Below are 19,885 nucleotides of genomic sequence, written 5' to 3' on the forward strand. Positions count from 1 at the left end.
TCTGCGGTCACGACGTAGGTCCGAACCGTCCAATCTGACCGCACACGGCGATCAGGCCGGCAGCCCCACAGCGCGCCACCCGCGACCACGATCGCGGGTGGCGCGCCGGGTCAGCCCTTGACGGCGCCCGCGGTGAGGCCGTGGGCCAGGTTGCGCTGGGCGAGGGCGAAGCAGATCGCCACCGGCAGCGCGATCAGCGTCGACCCGGCCATCAGCGGCCCGAACTCGGCGCCCTCCGAGGTGATGAAGTGCGTCAGCCACAGCGGCAGCGTGTACCGGTCCGGACTGCTCGTCAGGAAGTACGCGACCAGGTACTCGTTCCAAGACAGGATCATCGTGAAGATCGACGTGGCGATGAGGCCGGGCAGCACCAGCGGCAGCGTCACCCGCCGGAACGCCTCCAGCGGCGTGCAGCCGTCGATCATCGCGGCCTCCTCCAGCTCGCGGGGCACGCCGGAGACGAAGCCGCGCATGGTCCACACCGCGAACGGCAGCGCGAACGCCAGGTACGCCACGACCAAGCCGGTCAGGCTGTCGGCGAAGCCGAGCCCGCTCAGGGTCAGGAACAGCGGGATGATCAGCGCCACGTGCGGCACCAGCTGCACGACCAGCACCGAGGCGAGGAACGCCTTGCGGCCGCGGAAGTTGAACCGCGCCACCGCCACCGCCGACAGGAACGCCACCGCCATCGCGAACACGACCGTGATCGCGGTGACCGTGGCGCTGTTGCGCAGCGCCTGCCAGAACGCCGGGTCGTCAAGCACCCGGTTGATGTGCTGCATGGTGGGGTGCAGGGGAATGAGCTGCGGCTCGGCGGCGTACATGTCGCGGCCGGGTTTGATCGCGGTGGTGGCCATCCAGTACACCGGGAACAGCCACACGACGGCCACCACGAGCCCGAGGAGGGCGTAGACGCCCCGCAGCACCCGCCTCACGCGAGATCTCCCATCCGGATGAGCTGGCGGACGTACACGACCAGCACGACGGCCAGCAGCAGCACCGTCACCAGCGCGACCGCGCCCGCGTAGCCGTAGTCGTGGCCCTGGTAGGCCTGCATGTAGGCGTAGATGCCCAGCGTCTGGTACTCCGGTTCCGGCGAGGCGTTGCGCAGCAGCCAGATCTGGTTGAAGACCTGGAAGTCCCAGATCACCGACAGCACGATCTGGATGCCGAGCACCGGCTTCAGCAGCGGCAGCGTGACCCGGCGCAGCACCTGCCACCCCGACGCCCCGTCCATCCGGGCCGACTCGACCAACTCCCCCGGCACCTGGGTGAGCCCGGCGTACGTGGTGACGGCGATGAACGGGACGGCGCCCCAGACGACCACCGCGGTGGCCACCGACAGGCCCTCGACCGGGTTGACGTACCAGTTGTGCTGCCCGAGGCCGAACAGGTGGTTGAAGATGCCGAAGTTCTGCTGGGTCATCCAGGCGAACACCTGGGTCGAGACGAACGTGGGCACCGCCCAGGCCAGCACCAGCACCGACATGACCACGCGGCGCAGCCAGGCGGGCAGGCGCTCCATCAGCAGCGCGATACCGACGCCGAACAGCATGGTGAGGGTCACCATCGCGGCGGTGAGCACCAGCGTGCGGCGCAGCGCGGCCCAGAAGACCGGGTCGGTCAGGATGCGTTCGAAGTTGTCCAGGCCTACGAAGGGGGCGGCCTCGTCGGAGAAGATCTGGGCCAGGCCCCAGCCCTGGAACGACAGGGCGGCCACGCGGGCCAGCGGGTATGCCTGCACCAGCAGCAGGATGGCCGCGGCGGGCGCGATGAGCAGGAACGGCAGCCGGGGGCGGCGCGGTCGGCGCGGCGCGGGCACCGGACCTGCGGCGTGGGTGGCGACGGTGACGGCCACGGCTTCCTTTCGTACGGGATGCGGCGGGCACGGAAAGTCCGCGCCCGCCGCACCGGGTGGATCAGCCGGCGTTCAGCAACGCCTCGATGGCCTTGTCGCCCGCGTCGGTGGCGGCTTCGACGGTCTGCTTGCCCGTGGCGATGTCCACGAGCATGTTAAGCACGATCTTGTTCTTTTCCACCTGGGCCCAGTTCTTGGCCGGTGGCAGCGTCCAGGTATCGGCGAGGCTGTCGACGTAACCCTTCATCTGCGGGTCGCTGGGGACGATGCCCTTGGTGTTGGCCAGGAAGCCGGCGTCGACGAACGCCTGCTGCGAGCCGCTGCCGAGGTACGCGGCGATCCAGGCCCGCGCCCACTCCTGGTGCTTGCTCTTGGCGGTCACGGCGACGTCGGAGCCGCCCATGAAGGCCGGCACGAAACCGTCGGCCTTGGTGGGGCTGGGCAGCCGGAAGGTGCCGATCTGCTCCTTGAGCTTGGCGTCGCCGTCGGCGCCGAAGACCTTCTTCATCTGGCCGGCCGAGTCGTAGAACATGGCGGCCTTGCCCGCGACCATGGTGCTGAACGCGGTGAGGTCGTTGATGGTGCGGTCGCCCTTGTAGCCGGCGTCCATCAGCGACTTCCAGTTCTTCAGGCCCGCGATGCCCTCGGGGCTGCTGAAGGTGGCGTCCCACTTGCCGTCGGCGCCGAGCTTGGCGGCCTGGCCGCCGGCGTCGTAGACGAACGGCATCGCCGCGTACTGGTGCTGGCCCGGCAGGAAGAACGAGCTGAACGTCGGGTCCTTGGCGTGCTTGGCGTTGAGCTTGTTGACCAGGTCCATGAGCCCGGCCCAGGTGGTCGGCGGCTCGGTGACGCCCACCTCGGCCAGCAGGTCCTTGCGGTAGATCACCGCGCGGTCGCCGCCGTAGTACGGGATGCCGTAGAGCTTGCCCTGGTAGGTCGCCGAGTCCTCCAGCGCCTTGACCCAGGTGGTGTTGTTGTCGAACTCCCCGCGGTGGGCGGTGAGGTCGCTGAACGCCCCTGCGGCCATGTAGAGGCCCATTTCGGTGGAGCCGAGCTCGATCACGTCCGGAGCGGAGCCCGCCTGCGCCGCGGCGTCGAATTTGGCCAGGTGCTCCGGCCAGGTCTGGTACGCCACGGTCACCTTGACGTTGGGGTACTTCTCCTTGAGCTTCGCGTTGGTGGCCTCGACGGTCTTGGGCCACAGGTTCTGTGCCTCGACCTGAAGCCAGACGGTCAGTTCACCGCCGGCGTTGGGGTCGTCCGATCCGGCGTCGTCGCCACAGGCCGCAACGCCCAGGAGCAGGGCGGCAGCCGCAGCGGCGGCGAGGAGTCGTGCCTTCATTCCATCAACTCCTAACAGCGTCTATAGACGAAATAGAATCAAGCCGACCAGCGTAGGATCCGCCAGGCGGACAGCGCCACGATGGCAGGAATCTCCCTATCCGTCAATCTCCATGAAGGAATTATTCGGCCGCTGATTGTGGCCAGGGCTCCCGTCAGCGAAGATGGGTCGCTGGCCGAAGTTCGCCGAGGAGATGACCGCATGACCGAGACCCAGCCCGACCACCTTGTCGCCAGCGTGCGCGCGGTGCTGCCCTCGCTGACGCCGTCGGCGCAGGTCATCGCGAGGCTGATCCTGGACGACCCCGCCACGGTGGCGCGCAGCACCATCACGGAGCTGAGCGCCAACTCCGGCGTCAGCGAGGCGACGATCGTGCGCACCGCCCGCATGCTCGGCTTCTCCGGGTACGCCCCACTGCGCCTGGCTCTGGCCGCCGCCGCGGCACGGGCCGAACCGGACCGCCTGGTCCCCGGCGACCTCGGCCTGACCGACCCGCTGTCCGACGTGATCGCCAAGGTGACCCGCTCCGAGATCGAGGCGCTGTCGGACACGGCCGCCCAGCTCAATCCGGACCTGCTGGACACGGTCGTCACCGCGGCGATCGGCGCCCGCCGCATCGACATCTACGGGGTGAGCGCGTCCGGCCTGGTCGCCGCCGACATGGCGCAGAAGCTGCTGCGCATCGGCATGTCCGGGCATGCCTTCACCGACGTGCACCAGGCGTTGACCAGTGCCCCGCTGCTGCGCAAGGGCGACCTGGCGATCGGCATCTCCACCTCCGGCGAGACGCCCGACATCATCGAGCCGCTGCGCCAGGCCGGGCTGGCCGGGGCCACGACCGTGGCGATCACCAACAACCCGTGGTCCAACCTGGCCCGCACCGCCGACCACACGCTGGTGTCGGCGGGCCGGGAGACCTCGTTCCGGCCGGGCGCGATGGCCTCTCGGATCAGCCAGCTGCTGCTGGTCGACTGCCTGTTCGTCGGCATCACCCAGCGCACCTTCGCCACCTCCGAGCAGGCACTGAAGCTGACCCGGGAGGCCGTCAGCGACTACATGGCCGAGCACCGGCCACGGCCGAGGAGCTGAGCGCTCACATTGCGAACCGACATGTCATTGGTCTGACATGTCCTGGCAATGAAAGAATTCTTCACGCATACAAACATCTGTATTGCTTTTCTCCACCCCCTCGGGGGACGATGCCAGTCGGAACCCGGGCGCCGCGCGGCAGCGGCGCCTACCAGTGCATGAACTTGGGGGACTGATGACCGACGGTCAAGCGATGACGATGCCGGTCACCGAACGGCGCCTCGCCGGGACGGAAGACCTGGACCTGCTGTCCACGCCCGACCTCGTCCGGCTCATGACGGCCCAGGACCGGACGGTGCCGGACGCCATGGCCGAGGTCGCGACCGAGATCGCCGCGGCCGTGGACGCCATCTCCGACCGGATGCGTCGCGGGGGGCGGCTCATCTACCTGGGCGCGGGCAGCGCCGGCCGGATCGGCACGCTGGACGCGAGCGAGATCCCGCCGACCTTCGGAGTGGGGCCCGGCCTGGTCCGGGCCCTCATCGCGGGCGGACCGGGCGCGCTGATCTCGGCGGTGGAGGCGGCCGAGGACTCGGTCGAGATGGCCGTGGCGGACCTGACCGGCATCGACCTCACCGAACTCGACAGTGTGGTCGGCCTGTCGGCGAGCGGGACCACGCCGTACACGGTGGGCGGGGTGCGGCACGCGCGGGCACTCGGGGCGCTGACCGTGGGCGTGGCGTGCAACTCCGGCACGCCGCTGGCGGCCGACGCCGAGATCGGCATCGAGGTCGTGGTGGGGCCGGAGCTGCTGGCCGGGTCGACCCGGCTGAAGGCGGGCACCGCGCAGAAGCTGGTCTGCAACACGCTGTCGACGCTGGTGATGATCCGGCTGCACCGGACGTACGGCAACCTGATGGTCCACATGAACGCGACCAACCAGAAGCTCTACGCGCGGGCGCACCGCCTGGTGGAGCTGATCACCGGCCGGGGCGAGTTGGAGGTCGACACGGCGCTGCGGGCCGCCCAGGGCTCGGTGCCGGTGGCAGTGCTGGTGCTGCAACTCGGCGTCGACGCCGCGACCGCCAGGCGTCGTCTCGCCGCGGCCGACGGTAGCCTGCGCGACGCGCTCAGCGCGTCCGCGTGAGGTTCTGAACAGCCTTCCTGAAACCGTCCGGCCGCATGCCAGAGCCATGCGGCCGGGCCCACCCCACGGGGCGGGGTGCGGTGCGGGGGTGGTCGACGGGACGCCGCCGACCACCCCCGCATCATTTCGCGATCAGGACTTCACGTACGCGTCCACGAAGGCCGGGTACCCGAAGATGCTGGAGACGAAGATGCCGCCGGCCTTGGAGCCGTGCAGGTAGTACGCCACGTCGACGTACAGCGGCACCGCCGGGGCGTCGTCCTCCATCAGCTTCTTGTCGAGCTTGGCCCACTCGGGCGCCTGCGCGGACGGGTCCATCGCCAGCACCCGGTCGAACTCGGCGTTGATCTTGTCGTCGTTGAGGAACGACCGGTTGTTGTTGCCCTCGTCCTTGACGGTGCGGCCGTCGAAGAGCACGGGCAGGATCGAGGCACCGCTGGGCCAGTCGGCGGCCCAGGAGTCGATGTAGAGGTCCCACGGGTTGTTCTTCTTGCTGGTCTCGTCGAGCTTGGCGTCGGCCGGGATCAGCTTGACCGTGATCTTGAAGCCCGCCTTCTCCAGGTTGGCCTCGAGCTGCGCCCCGGTCTCGGCGTCGGTGTCGAGCACGCCCAGCACCAGCTCCGGCGTCTTACCCGCCAGCAGCTCCTTGGCCTTCTCGACGTTGCCGGTCGGGCCCGCCGGGTAGGCGTCGTAGTTGACGAAACCGAGCGTCGAGGACGGCATCAGCGTGGTCATCGGCGCGGCCACGGTGTCACCGCCCAGCGACTTGATCAGGCCGTCACGGTCGATGGCGTAGTTCAGCGCGCGGCGAACGTTGATGTCGGTGACCCGCAGCGTGTTGATGGTGAGGCGGTTGGCCGACGGGGTCGGCGACAGGATCGAGCGCGACTTCAGCGACGCGTCGGAGATGGTCTTGCCGACCAGCGAGGCCGGCACGCCACCCCAGCCCAGCGCGGACTGGTCGTCGCCACTGTCGGCGATGATCCGGTTGGCCTGGGCGTCGGGGTCGGCGCCGAACGACCACACGAACTTGTCCGGGTACTGGTGGCGCACCGGGTCGGTGGCCGGGTCCCAGTTCGTGTTGCGCTCCAGCACGATCTCGGTGCCGACGGTGTTCTTGGTGACCTTGTACGGCCCGGACGAGAACGGCTGCGTGTCCAGCCCCAGACCGGTGTCCTTGGCCTGCGGCACCGGCGCCGTGTACGGCAGCGACACCGCGAAGGGCAGGTCGCAGTGGCTCTTGGCGAAGGTGAACCGCAGCGTCTTGTCGTCGGGAGCGGTCAGACCCGGCGGGAACGAGCCCTTGTTGGCCTTGAAGTCCCAGGCCTTGTCGAACTGGGGCGAGTCGGCCAGCCACTCCTGGACGTAGGTCGGGCCGCCGCTGTAGTCGGGGCTGAAGGCGCGGGAGATGCCGTAGGCGATGTCCTTGGCGGAGATCGCGCTGCCGTCCTCGTACTTCACCCCGTCCTTGATCTTGAATTCCCAGACCTTGCAGTCCTTGTTGACGTCGGTGCCGGGCGTCTCGGCCAGGTCGCCGACCAGCGTCAGGTGCCCCTTGCCGTCGTCCTTCCAGGTGGTCAGGAACCGCGCGTACAGCGGCGAGGTCATCAGACCGACGAACGAGTAGATGCGCTGCGGGTCCAGGTGCGAGATCGCCGACTGGCGCAGGATGTGGAAGGTGCCGCCCTTGACGGCGCCGGCGACCTCGGCCGCCGGGCCCTTGGACTGGGCCGGGTCGGTGGCGATGACGCCGGTGCTCTGCCGGTTGACGTCGACCGCCGGGCCCTCGCCCTTATTCTCGGTGCACGCCGCGAGCAGGAGCAGCGCCAGCGCTGCGCCCGCGGCGGATGCCGCTCGTGTCCTCATCTGAAGTTCCCCTTCGGTGTGCATGAGAGGTGACGGGCGGCCCGGTATTGCGGACCGGGCCGCCCGGATCGTCAACGCAGCCGTACTCGCGGATCGATGACCGCGTACAGCAGGTCGACGACGATGTTGGCGACCACCACGAACACCGCCGACAGGATCACGGTGCCCATCACGGTCGGCAGGTCCCCGGCGTGCACGGCGTCGACCGTCGTGCGGCCCAGCCCCTGCAGGCCGAAGGTGGTCTCGGTGATGAAGGTGCCGCCCAGCGCCGAGCCGACGTCCAGGCCCGCGATGGTGACGAGCGGGGTGATCGCCGCCCGCAGCGCGTGCCGCCCGTTGACCTGCCACGGCGACAGGCCCTTGGCGCGGGCGGTACGCACGAAGTCCTCCGACAGCGTCTCCAGCATCTGCGCCCGCGACAGCCGTGCGTAGATCGCCGAGAACAGGAAGGCCAGCGCCACCCACGCCAGCACCAGTCCGGAGGCCCAGTCCAGCGGATTCTCCAGCAGCGGCGTGTAGTGCGGCACCGGAATCCAGTGCAGCGTGTACGTGAACACCAGCAGCAGCACCGCGCCGACGAAGTACAGCTGCAACGACGCCCCGGTCAGCGCGAACCCGACCGACAGCCGGTCCAGCAGGGTCCCCCGACGCAACGCCGAGATCATGCCGAGCCCGACGCCGAGCACCAGCCACAGCACCGCCGCCGGGATCACGATGCTCAGCGTCACCGGCAGCACCCGCTTGAAGGTGTCGGTGACCGCCTCGCTGCGGATGTAGGAGAAGCCCAGGCAGGGCGCGTCGCAGTGGCCGCCCTGGGCGGTGCCCAGGTCCCGGCCGACGAAGATGCCTTTCACATAGCCGACGTACTGCACCAGCTTCGGGTCGCGCAGGCCCAGCTCGACCCGCACCCGCTCCAGGCGCTCGGCGTTGCAGTTCTTCGGGCACATGCCGCTGACCGGGTCGCCGGGCAGCGCGAAGAACATCAGGAAGCTCAGCATGCTGACCGCGAACAGGACCAGCACCGCCGACAGCAGTCGCTTGACCACGAAACGGAACATGCCTACCTCGACGATCGGGGGTCGAGCGCGTCGCGCAGCGCATCACCGAACAGGTTGAAGGCCAGCACCATCACGAAGATGGTGATGCCCGGGAAGAAGACGTACGCCGGGTCGGTCTGCAGGTAGTCGATGCTGCGGTCGATCATGCGGCCGAAGTCGGGGATGGGCTCGACCATGCCGACGTCCAGGAACGACAGTGCCGCCTCGGCGGTGACGTAGTTGGGCAGGGCCAGCGAGAACGAGATCAGGATCGGCGCCCACAGGTTCGGCAGCAGCTGCTTGAACAGCATGTGCCCCAGTCCCGCCCCGGCGGCGCGGGCCGCCTCGACGAACTCCCGCTCGCGCAGCGACATCACCTGGCCGCGCACCAGCCGGGCGGTGCCCGTCCAGCCGAACACGGCGAAGATCCCGACCAGCACGACGCCTCGGAACAGCGGCGGGATGTCGTCGCGCGGCCCATAGAAGCGCAGCGCCACCGTCGGCACCACGGCCAGCGCGAACACCATGAACGGCATCGCCAGCGCGAAGTCCATCACCCAGCCCAGCACCGCGTCGGCCCAGCGCCCCAGATAGCCCGCGGCCAGGCCGACGAGCACACCGATGACGCTGGTCAACGTGGCGGCCGCGGTCGCGATCAGCAGTGACGTCCGTATGCCGTAGACCATGCGGATGAAGATGTCGCGGCCCAGGCCCGGCTCCAGGCCGAACCAGTGGTCGCCGTCGACCCCGCCCGCGTAGCCCAGCGGCATGCCGAACCGGTCCAGCCGGTCCTGGAACTGCGCGTTCGGGCTGATCCCGTACGCCCACTCGATCAGCGGCGCCGCCAGGGCGATGAGCAGCATCAGCACGATCGCGACCGCCCCGGCCACGGCGACCTTGTCCTGCTTCAGCCGCGCCCAGGCCAGCTGACCGGGCGACCGCCCGGCGACCTCCGGCGCGGCCGCCGCGACGGGGTCGGTCGGGGGTGGGGCGAGGTTCAGGTCGACCTCAGTCGGCATCGCCATGGGCGGCCTCGCCTTCTGCGAGTGCGGACTCGGGCTCCGGGAAGTGACAGGCGACCGCCTGGCGGCTGCCCTCGCGCGGGATCAGCTCGGGTTCGGCGGTGGCGCACAGGTCCTGCGCCTTCCAGCACCGGGTCCGGAACCGGCAGCCCGACGGCGGGTCGGTGGGCGCGGGCACCTCGCCGGTCAGCCGGATGCGCCCCTGGCCGCTCTCGCCGAGCTCCGGCACGGCCGACAGCAGCGCCCGGGTGTACGGGTGCCGCGGCGCGGCGTAGATGTCCTCCCGGTCGCCGGACTCGACGACCTTGCCCAGGTACATCACCGCGACCCGCTGGCAGAAGTGCCGCACCACGGCCAGGTCGTGCGCGATCAGCACGAACGTCAGCCCCAGGTCACGCTGCAGACCGCGCAGCAGGTTGACCACCTGCGCCTGCACCGACACGTCCAGGGCGCTGACCGGCTCGTCGGCCACGATCAGGCGCGGGTTGAGCGCGAGCGCGCGGGCGATGCCGATGCGCTGGCGCTGGCCGCCGGAGAACTCGTGCGGGTAGCGGTTGTAGTGCTCGGGGTTGAGCCCGACCAGTTCCAGCAGCTCCTGCACGCGGCGGCGGGTGCCGCCGGACACCTTGATCCCGTTGACCTCCAGCGGCATCGCCACGATCTGGCCCACGGTGTGGCGCGGGTTGAGCGAGCCGTACGGGTCCTGGAACACGATCTGCACGTCCCTGCGCAGCGGACGCAGCGCCCGTCCGCGCAGGTGCGTGATGTCCCGGCCGTCGAAGGTGATCTTCCCGGCGGTCGGTTCCAGCAGCCGCACCAGCATCCGGCCGGTGGTGGTCTTCCCGCAGCCGGACTCCCCCACCAGGCCCAGCGCCTCACCGGGCGCGACTTCCAGGTCCACCCCGGACACGGCCTGCACCGGCGGTCCGCCGCGTGCGGCGAACTCCTTGGTCAGCCCCTCGACCCGCAACAACGGCGCGGTCATGCCGACACCCCCGTCTCGGTGCGGGCCGCGCGCCGGTCGGCGGCGGGCAGGTGGCAGGCGGCCAGGTGCCCGGCCTCGCCGGACGGCAGCAGTTCGGGCACGCGCTCCCGGCTGGCGCCGCCGGTGCGGTCGGCGAACCGGCAGCGCGGGTGGAAGGCGCACCCGGCGGGCAGGTGGACCAGGCTGGGCGGGTTGCCCGGGATCGGCACCAGGTCGTCGGTGACCCGGCCGTGCAGGCTGGGCACGCTGGCCAGCAGGCCCCACGTGTACGGGTGCTGCGGGTCGCCGAGCACCTGCGCGGCACTGCCCTGCTCGACGGCGCGGCCGCCGTACATGACCAGCACGTCGTGGGCGACCTGCCGCACCACGCCCAGGTCATGGGTGATCATGATGATCGCGGACTGGTACTCGCGTTGCAGGTCGGCCAGCAGGTCGAGGATCTGCGCCTGCACGGTCACGTCCAGCGCGGTGGTCGGCTCGTCGGCGATCAGCACCTTCGGGTTGTTGACCAGCGCCATCGCGATCATCGCGCGCTGGCGCATGCCGCCGGAGAACTCGTGCGGGTACTGGTCGACGCGCCGCTGCGGCTGCGGGATGCCGACCCGGCCGAGCAGGTCGATCGCGTGCCTGCGCGCGGCGGCTCGGCCGACCCCCGGCTGGTGCACCCGGTGCGCCTCGGTGATCTGGCGCCCCACGGTGTAGTACGGGTGCAGCGCCGACAGCGGGTCCTGGAAGATCATCGCCAGGTCACCGCCGCGCAGCCTGCGCCGCTGCGACTCGGGCAGTGCCTGCAGGTCCACGCCGTCGACCAGGATCCGGCCGCCGACCTCACTGCGACGGGCGTCGTGCAGGCCCATCACGGCCAGCCCGGTCACGGTCTTGCCGGAGCCGGACTCGCCGACGATGCCGAGGGTGCGGCCCCGCGCCACGGAGAACGACAGGTCGTTGACCGCGCGCACCACTCCGTCGGAGCTGCGCAGACGCACGGTCAGGTTCTCGACCCGCAGGTACGGCACGCTCACCAGTTCGCCTGCGCCGGTGCGGCGGGCAGCGGAGCGGTCGCCGGGCGCATCACGTAGACCACGCCCCGGCTGCTGTCGAGCCAGGCCGACTCGAACGCGGCCCGGCCCGCGGTCTTGCGGACCCCGGCGTCGGTGGTGGCGTGCGGGTCGTTGAGCACCGGGTCGCCCGTCGCGCTGAAGCCGACCAGCACCAGCAGATGCCCGTTGGTGCCGTAGTCCAGGCCCGGGACCTCGCTCTTCTTGAACGACACCGACAGCACCAGCGGAATGCCGGCGGCGATGAACGCCTCGGCCTCGTTGAGGCTGCGCAGCCGGGTGATGAAACCGTCCAGGCCGCGCGTGGCGGCGTAGGCGGGGTTGAACGGCCAGTTGCCGGTGCCGTCGTAGGCGTAGTCGAAGGTCTGCCGCGCGGCGTGGTCGACCCAGGGCGCCGGATCGGCGTCGTCGACCCAGGCGTAGTCGGCCGGGCCCGGCAGCGCGTTCCACCAGGCCAGGACCATCGAGGTGGAGGTGGGGCTGCACCACGCCTCGCCGCCGCCGTTGAACTCCGGGTAGTGCCCGTCGTGCACGTTCTGGGAGTACTGCGGCACGGCCAGCACGGTGCCCTGGGCCTGCGCGGGGGTGCTGGCGGTGAGCTTGCCGGGTGCGGGCAGCCGCGAGGCCATCGCCCCGGCCGAACGCAGGGCCGGGGTGAGGGTGCCGCCCGCCGGGCGCAGCAGCGTGATCCGCAGCTGCCAGGAGGTCCAGCCGCGGCCCGCGGCCGCGATGAAGGTGTCGACCGAGACGTTGCCGTCGGCGTCGGCCTGGCCGGGCACGGAGGTGCGCCGGATGCCGGAGTCGGCGTCGGCCCAGCGGCCGAGCAGGTACCACTTGGTGGTGGTGCCCACCTCGGTGGTGCCGCGCAGTTCGATCTGGACCCAGGTCCCGGCCGGTGCGGCCGCGTTCCAGGACGGGATCGCCTCGGTGGCCGCGAACCCGGGCGCGGTCCAGGGCGAGGTCCAGGTGGCGTAATCGAACTCGGCGCCGGCGCCGGTGTGCGGGTCCTGGTAGGTCAGCTGCCCGACCGGGGTACCGACGACGAGGGTGTCGCCGGTGACGGCGGTGCCCGCGCCGGTGCCCGCGGCGAATCCGGCCGCGCCGGACCAGCGGTGCAGTCTGATGTCGCGGGTGTTCGGCTGCGGCTTGCCCGCTGCCATGGCGTCCTCCCCCAGTGGGAGCCCCGCCGCGCCACCCGCGATGACCGCGGCGCGCAGTACGGTGCGTCGATCCATGCTCCCGGCTCCATCCCCGACAGGTTGATGAAGGAATATGGTCAGGAAGCCTGGCACAGGCGGAGATTCTTTACAAGAGCCAGATGGCGCCGTATGGACACGGCTCGGTCACAGCTCCGCGGCACTACCGCGCGTACTGTCCGAACCCTTCAGTAGTAGCCGATCTGTCCGTCCGCGAGTTCCCGGATGGCGTCGGCGTGCCCCGCGTGCCGGGCGGTCTCCTCGATCATGTGCAGCAGGATCCAGCGCACCGACGCGGCGGAGGCCTTGTAGTCGGAGTGGCGTCCGGTGTCGTCGAGCGAGTGCGCGGCGATGATCTCGTCGGAGGCGGCGCACTGGGCCCGGTAGTCGGCGACCAGCTGCGACAGCGGGACGCCCTCGACCTTCATGTCGAGGTCCTCGCCGTCCTGGTCGAACTGCGGGTTGAGCTCGGCCCCGCGCCCCAGCAGGATCACCTCGAACCAGCAGTGCTCGGTCCAGCGCAGGTGGGCCAGCAGGCCCGCCATGGTCATCAGTGGCGACGCGGGCAGCACCGGCCGGTAGGCGTCGACATCGGACAGGCCCTCGCACTTCCAGGCGATGATGTCGCGCTGCATCTGCAGCCAGCCGAGCAACTGGGTGCGTTCGTCGGCGGTGTAGTCGGGGCGGATACGCGCTTGGCTCACGTTGGCCGACCGTACCCGAACGGCCGAACTCTCGCAGCCCCATTCGGCCGGAGCGGGCCGCCGCCCGATGGAGCGGCGGCCCGCGACGCTCGGCCGGTCAGGCCACGGCTTCGAACTGCACCTGCGGGTCGCCGTGGGCGGCGGTGCCCCACACGGCGTCGTACGACCACGAAGCCCCAGGAGGCCAGGTGCGGCATGGTGCCGTAGTACTTGCTGACCGACCGCAGGAAGCCGTGTCCGAACGCGATGGCCGGAAAGCGGCCCGTCGCGACGGCGGCGTTCTGCCCGGCGGTCGTGGCCGGGTAGTAGATGCGGGCACTGAAGGAACGGCCGGACGCGCTCACCGACGCGTCGACGTAGCCGACCGCGTACGAGCCGGGCACGGACGTGTCGGCTGCCGCCGCCGGGGACGCCGTGCCCACGGCAGCGCCGGTGAGCAGCGTGTGGACGAGGATCGCTCGCCCGAACATGGATGCTCCTCTGTTGGGACACCGGTTCCCACAGTGGAACACTGTTTCCACCAGAGAAACAATGCCATCTATGTGCCAACGTCAGGCGGCAGCCGCCAGCCGTTTCAGCGCGTCGGCCAGGTCCACCACGTCGGCATACTTGGCGTCCAGGTCGAACAGGTTCGACTCGTGCGGGCCCGGGTCGCGATCGGCGCACGCCTGGCGCACCACCATCGGCCGGAACCCGTGCTGCAGCGCGTCCACGGCGGTCGCCCGCACGCACCCGCTGGTCGAGAAGCCGCCGACCACGACGGTGTCCACTCCGTTGGCGGTCAGCCACGCCGCCAGCGCGGTCCCGGCGAAGGCGCTGGCGTAGTGCTTGAGCACCACGTGCTCGCCGGGCGCGGGCGCGAGCTCGGCGGGGAACTCCCCCAGCGGGCCGCCCGCCGCGAACACCGACAGCACCGGCACCTTCGCGGCGAACAGCGGCGCCTCGGCGCAGCTGCTGTCGGCGTACCGGACGCCGGTCAGCACCACCGGGACGCCCGCCGCGCGCGCGGCCGCGAGCAGCTCGGACATCACGCCCACCGCGGCCGTCCCGGTGCTCAAGTGCAGGGGCGAACCCTCGACCGTGTACGCGACCACCGGGTCGACCAGCAGCAGCGCGGGCCGCCGCCCCCAGCCCAGCCGCCGGGCGAACCCGGCGGCGGCGTAGTCGGCGTCCAGCTCCATCAGATGACCCCCTGCTCGCGCAGGTCACTTCGCTCGGCCTCGGACAGCCCGAGCAGCTGCCCGTAGACCTCGTCGTTGTGGCTGCCCAGGGTCGGTCCGGCCCAGCGGACCGAGCCCGGGTCGGCCGACAGCCGGGGCGCGACGTTCTGCATGGGCAGCTCGCCGAAGTCCGGGTGCGGCACCTTCACGATCGCCTCGCGCGCGGCGAAGTGCGGGTCGGCGAGCATGTCCTTGGCGGTGTACACGCCGCCCGCGGGCACGCCCGCCTCGTGCAGCGCCGCCAGCAGCTTGTCCGACTGCTGGGTGCGCGTCCACGCGCTGATCAGATCGTCGAGCTCGGCCTGGTGGGCGCCGCGCGAGCCGTGCGTGGCGTAGCGCGGATCGGCCGACAGCTCCGGCGTCCCCATGACCTCGCACAGCCGCCCGAAGACGGTGTCCTGGTTGGCGGCGATCAGCACCTCGCTGCCGTCGGCGGTCGGGTAGGCATTGCTGGGGGCGACGTTGGGCAGGATCGCACCGGTGCGCTCGCGCTGGTATCCGGCCACGGCCCACTCGGTGACCAGCGACTCCATCATCGCCAGCACCGCCTCGTAGATCGCTGAGTCGACGACCTGGCCCCGCCCGGTGCGGGTGCGGGCGTGCAGCGCGGCGAGCGTGCCGTACGCGGCGTAGGTGGCGGCCAGCGAGTCGCCCAGCGAGATGCCCGAGCGCGACGGCGGCCGGTCGGCCTCGCCGGTGACGTACCGGATGCCGCCCATGGCCTCGCCGATCGAGCCGAACCCGGCCCGGGGCGAGTACGGGCCGGTCTGCCCGTAGCCGGTGACGCGCACCAGGATCAGCCTCGGGTTGATCTCCGACAGCTGCTCGTAGCCCAGGCCCCAGCGTTCGAGAGTGCCGGGGCGGAAGTTCTCCAGCAGCACGTCGGACCGCTCGACCAGGCGTCGCAGCAGGTCCTGGCCCGCCTGCGTACGCAGGTTGCAGGTCACCGACTTCTTGTTGCGGGCGACCACCGGCCACCACAGCGACTGCCCGTGCGGTTTCTCGCGCCCCCACTGGCGCATCGGATCGCCCTTGCCCGGGTCCTCCAGTTTGATCACTTCTGCGCCGAAGTCGCCCAGCAGCTGCCCGCAGAACGGACCTGCCAGCAGCGTGCCGGTCTCGATGACCCTGATGTCGGATAGTGCCCCTGTCACCGCCGCATCCTATGCTTTGGAAACACCGTTTCGCCAGAGGAACCAACTGAAGGAGCACCCGTGTCGGAGATCGTCGAGGTCGGGCCCCGCGACGGGCTGCAGAACGAGAAGACGCTGCTGCCCACCGACGTGAAGGTCGACTACATCACCCGGGCGATCGCCGCGGGCGTACGCCGCGTCGAGGCGGTCGCCTTCGCCCACCCGGCCCGCGTACCGCAGCTGGCCGACGCCGAAGCGGTGCTGGCCGCGCTCCCCCGCCCCGCCGAGGTCTCCTACATCGGCCTGGTCCTCAACCGGCGCGGCCTCGACCGCGCCCTGGCCAGCGCCGGAGTCGACGAGATCAACTACGTGGTGGTCGCCACCGACGAGTTCTCCCAGCGCAACCAGGGCATGGACACCCGTGCCTCGCTGGCGCAGTGGGCCGACGTCGGCGTCGCCGCTCGGCAGGCCGGACTGCGCACCACGCTGACCATCGCCGCCGCGTTCGGCTGCCCGTTCACCGGCGAGGTCACCACCGAACGGGTACGCGAGATCGCCGAGCTCGGCCTGGCCGGGCAGCCCGACGAGATCTGCCTGGCCGACACCATCGGCGCCGGGGTCCCGCGCCAGGTCGCGGCACTGGCCTCGGCGGTGCGCTCGGTGACGTACGGCGTCACGCTGCGGGCGCACTTCCACAACACCCGCAACACCGGCTACGCCAACGCGATGGCGGCCCTGGAGCACGGATTCGGGGCGCTGGACGCCAGCACCGGCGGCATCGGCGGCTGCCCGTTCGCGCCCGCCGCGACCGGCAACATCGCCACCGAGGACCTGGCCTGGCTGCTGGAACGCTCCGGTGTCGACACCGGCACCGACCCGGGGCGCCTGGCCGACACCGGCACCTGGATCGCCGACCAGCTGGCCATCACCGCCCCGGCGATGCTCGGCCGCGCGGGCCTCTTCCCCTCACGCTGACCCCACCCCACCCCGGCGGGGCGGGGCGGCGGGTTCTCGTGCAGTTTCGGGCAAAGTGCAGGAATCATGAGCCGGATTCCCGCACTTTCCCCGAAACTGCAGCCTCCTGTCAGCGGGGGCGGGCGGCGAAATCGGCCAGATCGGACATCAGCTGATCTCGGGCCGCGAACAGCGCGTCGGTGCAGGAGCGTGTCCGAGGGGGAACCCGAATCAGAACCCAACCGGGTCCGACGCCGTCGACGTCGATCCCATTGGTGTAGCGGCTGATCGTTGGCGGTGTTCCGCTCTCGACACCTGGGTGGTGGAGGCAGTTCTCGCTGTCGGCCGCACGCGGCAGGTGCGCATGCGGCTAGTATCCCGGCGTGACACCCGAGGAACTTGTCGCTCTGGCACTCGACGTTTCCGAGGAGGGCATGCGGGCCGGCGAGTTGCCCGTCGGTGCGGTCATCGCGATGGGTGACGAAATCATCGCACGCGCGTACACCCAGGAGCGGACACAGGGCCGACGGTTGGTGCACGCCGACCTGAGCGCGATGGAAGCGGCCGACCGGCGACTTGGCTGGAAGCCCCGCGAGCATCCGCTGACTCTTGCGATCACGTTGGAGCCCTGTCTCATGTGCCTTGGGGCGGCGATGGCACTCGGCGTCTCCCAGGTCTACTACGGCCTGGAAGCGCCGGATGACGGTGCCGCCGGTATCCCAGCCGTCTGGCAGCCGGCCCGGCAGACCATGTCGTTCTCTCAACTACCCGTCGTCACCGGCGGCTACCTTCGACGGGAGTGCCGCGACCAGTTCCGGCGCTACGCCCTCACCGCCGCCAAGGCGTCATTACGCCAGTACGCCGAGAGCATGGCGGCCCTGCCAGACCACCTCTGAGCGATGAGTCCGCGTGCTCTGGTCCGATGTGGGCTCGACGAATACGGGACGGGACCCTGCTGGTGGTCACGCCGTGCGGTGGGCGCACCTCGTCGCGCCCGTCGTGGTGATGGCGCGCGTCACAGATGCGGGCCGATGACACGTCATCCCCGCGGTGACATTCTCACGGCATGGCTGATCAACGACCTCCCCGGCTCGTCACCGATGAGCGCGCCACCTTGCTCGCGCTGCTGCAGTATCACCGCGAGTCCTTCGTTCGCAAGGTCGTCGGCATCGACGACGCCGCCGCGGCACAATCGCCGGTGGTCAGCGGGACGAGCCTGCTGTGGCTCACCAAGCATCTGGCGGGCGCCGAGTCCGCGTGGTTTCTCATCCGGTTCGCCGGACAGGACGTGGAGTTGCCCGACGAGAAAGTCCAGCCCGGCGACACGGTCGAGGCGGCCGTGGAGAACTACCGTCAGGTGTGGTCTCGGGTCGCGCCCATCGTGGAGCACGCGGACCTCGACGAGGTGTGCCGACGGCCAGGCGACCAGCCGCAGTGCAACCTGCGCTGGATCATCAGCCACATGCTGGAGGAAACCGCGCGGCACGCCGGGCATGCTGACATCCTGCGTGAACTCATCGACGGATCGACCGGTCGGTAACCGTTTGGACCGTACCCGCCAGAGTGCCCCGGCCCAGGGCGCCCCGGCGATCGCGGCACGCAGTGGCAGCCTCCGACAACCCGGCACCAACGAGTGCCACAAGAGGTACCTCGGGCGCGTGAGCCGATGGCATGCAGCCCGCGACCAGTGCTGGGTTCTATCCTCGTTGGCCACTCGGGTTCCGGTTGCGACAACGATCCCGCCGGGCGACCGCAGTGCTCGCACGATCGCTGTGCGGCCCGTCACTCGTACCGGTACTTCAGCGAGTCCGCCTCCGCCTGCTCGATGTCAGCGATCGTCAGCTCCGGCATCCGCAGCTGGGCCAGCGTCACCTCGGCCGAGGTCGGCTGGGCGTCCGCCGGCAGCCACTGCTCCGGCGTCCAAGCCCCGCTGCGCAGCAGCGCCTTGGGGCAGTGCGGGTAGACCTCCTCGATCCCCAGCACCAGCGCGCTGGCCGGCGGCTTGCCCACGGCGGTCAGCTGCGACAGCAGCTCGGGGCGGGTGGAGACGCAGGCCCGGCCGTTCACCCTCAGCGTCGTGGTGCGCCCCGGGATGACGAACAGCAGCCCGGCCCGCCCGGTGGCGATGACGTTCTGCAGGGTGTCCAGACGCTTGTTGCCAGTCGCGTCCGGTATCGCCACCGTCCGTGCGTCCAGGACGGCGACGAACCCGGCGGGGCCGCCGCGCGGGGTGACGTCACAGTTGCCCTCGGCGTCCACGCTGGCGACCAGGACCAGCGACGAGCAGCCGATCAACCGCCGGGTCTGCTCGGTGAGTTCGGTCATCTGCTTCCGCACGGCCGCGTCACTGGGCAGTTCATAGGCCCGGCGCAGCGTCTCCTGGTCGGGCACGGCGTCGAGGCGCAGCGAGTCGAAGGCACTGGCGGCAGAGGCTGACGTCATACCGCCGACCCTAGTGGACCGACCCGGCCGACGAGGTGACCAGACCACTGACCTGCCAGAATCTTGGCGCAGGTGGCGACGCGGTGGTGTCGAAACTCGTGGACACGACGTTCACCGTCGATCAAGCGGTGTCAGACGCCACGGTCAAACCGTGTCCAGAAGCACAGAAATTGTCCGACTTCCCGTGGTCTCGGCACGGCAACGACTTGGCGCCGGGAATGCCGTTGCCCGGCCATCTTCGCCGGGGTTTTCAACTGCTGGTGGTTAGGTGAGCTTTGGTGTGTTCCAGTGGTCGTTGGTGTGCTCGGCCGGGGTGGTGCCTGGCTGGTGGTGGCCGGTGTTGTCGTACCCGGTGTCTAGCGTGTGCCGTGTGTCTGATGTGGCCGGTGCTGTGGTGGTGCAGGCGTACCGTTTCGCCCTGGACCCGAGCCCGGCTCAGGACCGTGACCTGTACCGGCATGCCGGTGCCGGCCGGTTCGCGTTCAACTGGGCCCTGGCCACAGTACGCGCCAACCTCGGCCAGCGCGCCGCCGAGCGCACCTACGGCCTGACCGGCCCGCAGCTGACCCCCGCACTGGGCTGGACCCTGCCCGCCCTGCGCCGCGCCTGGAACGCGGCCAAGCCGCAGGTCGCGCCCTGGGTGGGCGCAGTGCTCGAAAGAGGCGTACAACACCGGATTGGACGGTCTGGCGCGGGCGTTGGGCAACTGGTCGGCCTCGCGCAGTGGCCGCCGCGCCGGGCCCAGGGTCGGGTTTCCCCGGTTTCGGTCGCGGCGGCGGGTGGTGCCGTCGGTGCGGTTCACCACCGGCACGATCCGGGTCGAGGACAGCCGCCACCATGTGACCCTGCCGAGGTTGGGTCGGATCCGTACCCATGAGTCGACCCGCAAACT

Annotated in this window: 20 protein-coding genes; 6 read left to right on the forward strand and 14 right to left on the reverse strand. The window is 70.5% G+C overall.

Translation table 11 applies throughout. The features are described 5' to 3' along the window. Window positions 1–110: 110 nt before the first annotated feature. The 3 genes from KUA19_RS32580 to KUA19_RS32590 all read right to left on the reverse strand — a co-directional run bounded on the left by KUA19_RS32580 (window position 111) and on the right by KUA19_RS32590 (window position 3,200). Window positions 111–935: a carbohydrate ABC transporter permease gene (locus tag KUA19_RS32580; RefSeq protein ID WP_308167776.1), complete on the reverse strand. Its 825-nt coding sequence runs from the start codon at window positions 933–935 to the stop codon at window positions 111–113. Further along, complete coding sequence (locus KUA19_RS43365) at window positions 932–1,858, reverse strand: carbohydrate ABC transporter permease (protein ID WP_217402264.1); 927 nt, start codon at window positions 1,856–1,858, stop codon at window positions 932–934. Before KUA19_RS43365 ends, KUA19_RS32580 begins: the two co-directional genes overlap by 4 nt. A 61-nt stretch (window positions 1,859–1,919) precedes the next feature. Continuing rightward, complete coding sequence (locus tag KUA19_RS32590) at window positions 1,920–3,200, reverse strand: extracellular solute-binding protein (protein WP_217402265.1); 1,281 nt, start codon at window positions 3,198–3,200, stop codon at window positions 1,920–1,922. A gap of 201 nt (window positions 3,201–3,401) precedes the next feature. Between KUA19_RS32590 and KUA19_RS32595 the strand changes: the two genes are divergently transcribed. Together KUA19_RS32595 and murQ are read left to right on the forward strand one after the other, a co-directional pair. Further along, the gene (locus KUA19_RS32595) at window positions 3,402–4,289 is read left to right on the forward strand and encodes a MurR/RpiR family transcriptional regulator (protein ID WP_217402266.1); all 888 of its coding nucleotides are present in this window, start codon (window positions 3,402–3,404) and stop codon (window positions 4,287–4,289) included. A gap of 175 nt (window positions 4,290–4,464) precedes the next feature. Beyond that, window positions 4,465–5,376 (forward strand): N-acetylmuramic acid 6-phosphate etherase, encoded by a 912-nt coding sequence (gene murQ / locus KUA19_RS32600; protein WP_217402267.1) that lies wholly within the window; start codon window positions 4,465–4,467, stop codon window positions 5,374–5,376. A 132-nt stretch (window positions 5,377–5,508) separates the two neighbouring features. Here murQ and KUA19_RS32605 read toward each other — a convergent pair whose 3' ends face one another. The 10 genes from KUA19_RS32605 to KUA19_RS32650 form a co-directional block, all read right to left on the reverse strand. Next, window positions 5,509–7,242: an ABC transporter substrate-binding protein gene (locus tag KUA19_RS32605; protein ID WP_217402268.1), complete on the reverse strand. Its 1,734-nt coding sequence runs from the start codon at window positions 7,240–7,242 to the stop codon at window positions 5,509–5,511. 71 nt (window positions 7,243–7,313) lie between these two features. Continuing rightward, window positions 7,314–8,300 carry an ABC transporter permease gene (locus tag KUA19_RS32610; protein ID WP_217402269.1) on the reverse strand — a complete coding sequence of 329 codons (987 nt, stop codon included), beginning with the start codon at window positions 8,298–8,300 and terminating at the stop codon, window positions 7,314–7,316. A gap of 2 nt (window positions 8,301–8,302) precedes the next feature. After that, on the reverse strand, window positions 8,303–9,304 hold the full coding sequence (locus tag KUA19_RS32615; protein WP_217402270.1) for an ABC transporter permease: 1,002 nt from the start codon (window positions 9,302–9,304) through the stop codon (window positions 8,303–8,305). Further along, window positions 9,288–10,286, reverse strand: a complete 999-nt coding sequence (locus KUA19_RS32620; RefSeq protein ID WP_217402271.1) for an ABC transporter ATP-binding protein — start codon at window positions 10,284–10,286, stop codon at window positions 9,288–9,290. The genes KUA19_RS32615 and KUA19_RS32620 overlap by 17 nt, the downstream gene beginning before the upstream one ends. Next, window positions 10,283–11,308, reverse strand: coding sequence for an ABC transporter ATP-binding protein (locus tag KUA19_RS32625; protein WP_308167777.1), 1,026 nt, complete (start codon window positions 11,306–11,308; stop codon window positions 10,283–10,285). Before KUA19_RS32625 ends, KUA19_RS32620 begins: the two co-directional genes overlap by 4 nt. Further along, on the reverse strand, window positions 11,305–12,579 hold the full coding sequence (locus KUA19_RS32630; protein WP_217402273.1) for a C39 family peptidase: 1,275 nt from the start codon (window positions 12,577–12,579) through the stop codon (window positions 11,305–11,307). Before KUA19_RS32630 ends, KUA19_RS32625 begins: the two co-directional genes overlap by 4 nt. A gap of 149 nt (window positions 12,580–12,728) precedes the next feature. Next, entirely contained in the window at window positions 12,729–13,244 is a 516-nt protein-coding gene (locus tag KUA19_RS32635; protein ID WP_217402275.1) for a DinB family protein, read from the reverse strand. Continuing rightward, window positions 13,241–13,714 (reverse strand): alpha/beta hydrolase, encoded by a 474-nt coding sequence (locus KUA19_RS32640; RefSeq protein WP_217402277.1) that lies wholly within the window; start codon window positions 13,712–13,714, stop codon window positions 13,241–13,243. The genes KUA19_RS32635 and KUA19_RS32640 overlap by 4 nt, the downstream gene beginning before the upstream one ends. An 81-nt stretch (window positions 13,715–13,795) precedes the next feature. Then, a complete protein-coding gene (locus KUA19_RS32645; RefSeq protein ID WP_254550444.1) occupies window positions 13,796–14,425 on the reverse strand; it encodes an isochorismatase family protein in 630 nt (209 codons plus the stop codon). Beyond that, window positions 14,425–15,618: a CaiB/BaiF CoA transferase family protein gene (locus KUA19_RS32650; protein ID WP_217402279.1), complete on the reverse strand. Its 1,194-nt coding sequence runs from the start codon at window positions 15,616–15,618 to the stop codon at window positions 14,425–14,427. The genes KUA19_RS32645 and KUA19_RS32650 overlap by 1 nt, the downstream gene beginning before the upstream one ends. A gap of 60 nt (window positions 15,619–15,678) precedes the next feature. Here KUA19_RS32650 and KUA19_RS32655 point away from each other — a divergent pair, with 60 nt between their 5' ends. The 3 genes from KUA19_RS32655 (at window position 15,679) to KUA19_RS32665 (ending at window position 18,091) form a co-directional block, all read left to right on the forward strand. Then, entirely contained in the window at window positions 15,679–16,572 is an 894-nt protein-coding gene (locus KUA19_RS32655) for a hydroxymethylglutaryl-CoA lyase (RefSeq protein ID WP_217402281.1), read from the forward strand. Between the two features lie 362 nt (window positions 16,573–16,934). Continuing rightward, the gene (locus KUA19_RS32660) at window positions 16,935–17,447 is read left to right on the forward strand and encodes a nucleoside deaminase (RefSeq protein ID WP_217402283.1); all 513 of its coding nucleotides are present in this window, start codon (window positions 16,935–16,937) and stop codon (window positions 17,445–17,447) included. Window positions 17,448–17,617: 170 nt separating this feature from the next. Next, the gene (locus KUA19_RS32665) at window positions 17,618–18,091 is read left to right on the forward strand and encodes a DinB family protein (protein ID WP_217402285.1); all 474 of its coding nucleotides are present in this window, start codon (window positions 17,618–17,620) and stop codon (window positions 18,089–18,091) included. Between the two features lie 242 nt (window positions 18,092–18,333). On the opposite strand, the gene KUA19_RS32670 is transcribed toward KUA19_RS32665, so the two are convergent. Continuing rightward, window positions 18,334–18,993: an MSMEG_1061 family FMN-dependent PPOX-type flavoprotein gene (locus tag KUA19_RS32670; protein WP_217402287.1), complete on the reverse strand. Its 660-nt coding sequence runs from the start codon at window positions 18,991–18,993 to the stop codon at window positions 18,334–18,336. A gap of 370 nt (window positions 18,994–19,363) precedes the next feature. On the opposite strand from KUA19_RS32670, the gene KUA19_RS32675 reads away from it, so the two are divergent. Then, the gene (locus KUA19_RS32675) at window positions 19,364–19,870 is read left to right on the forward strand and encodes a helix-turn-helix domain-containing protein (RefSeq protein ID WP_217402289.1); all 507 of its coding nucleotides are present in this window, start codon (window positions 19,364–19,366) and stop codon (window positions 19,868–19,870) included. Window positions 19,871–19,885 lie beyond the last annotated feature (15 nt).

Source organism: Catellatospora tritici (assembly GCF_019083965.1).
GTDB classification, from domain to species: domain Bacteria; phylum Actinomycetota; class Actinomycetes; order Mycobacteriales; family Micromonosporaceae; genus Catellatospora; species Catellatospora tritici.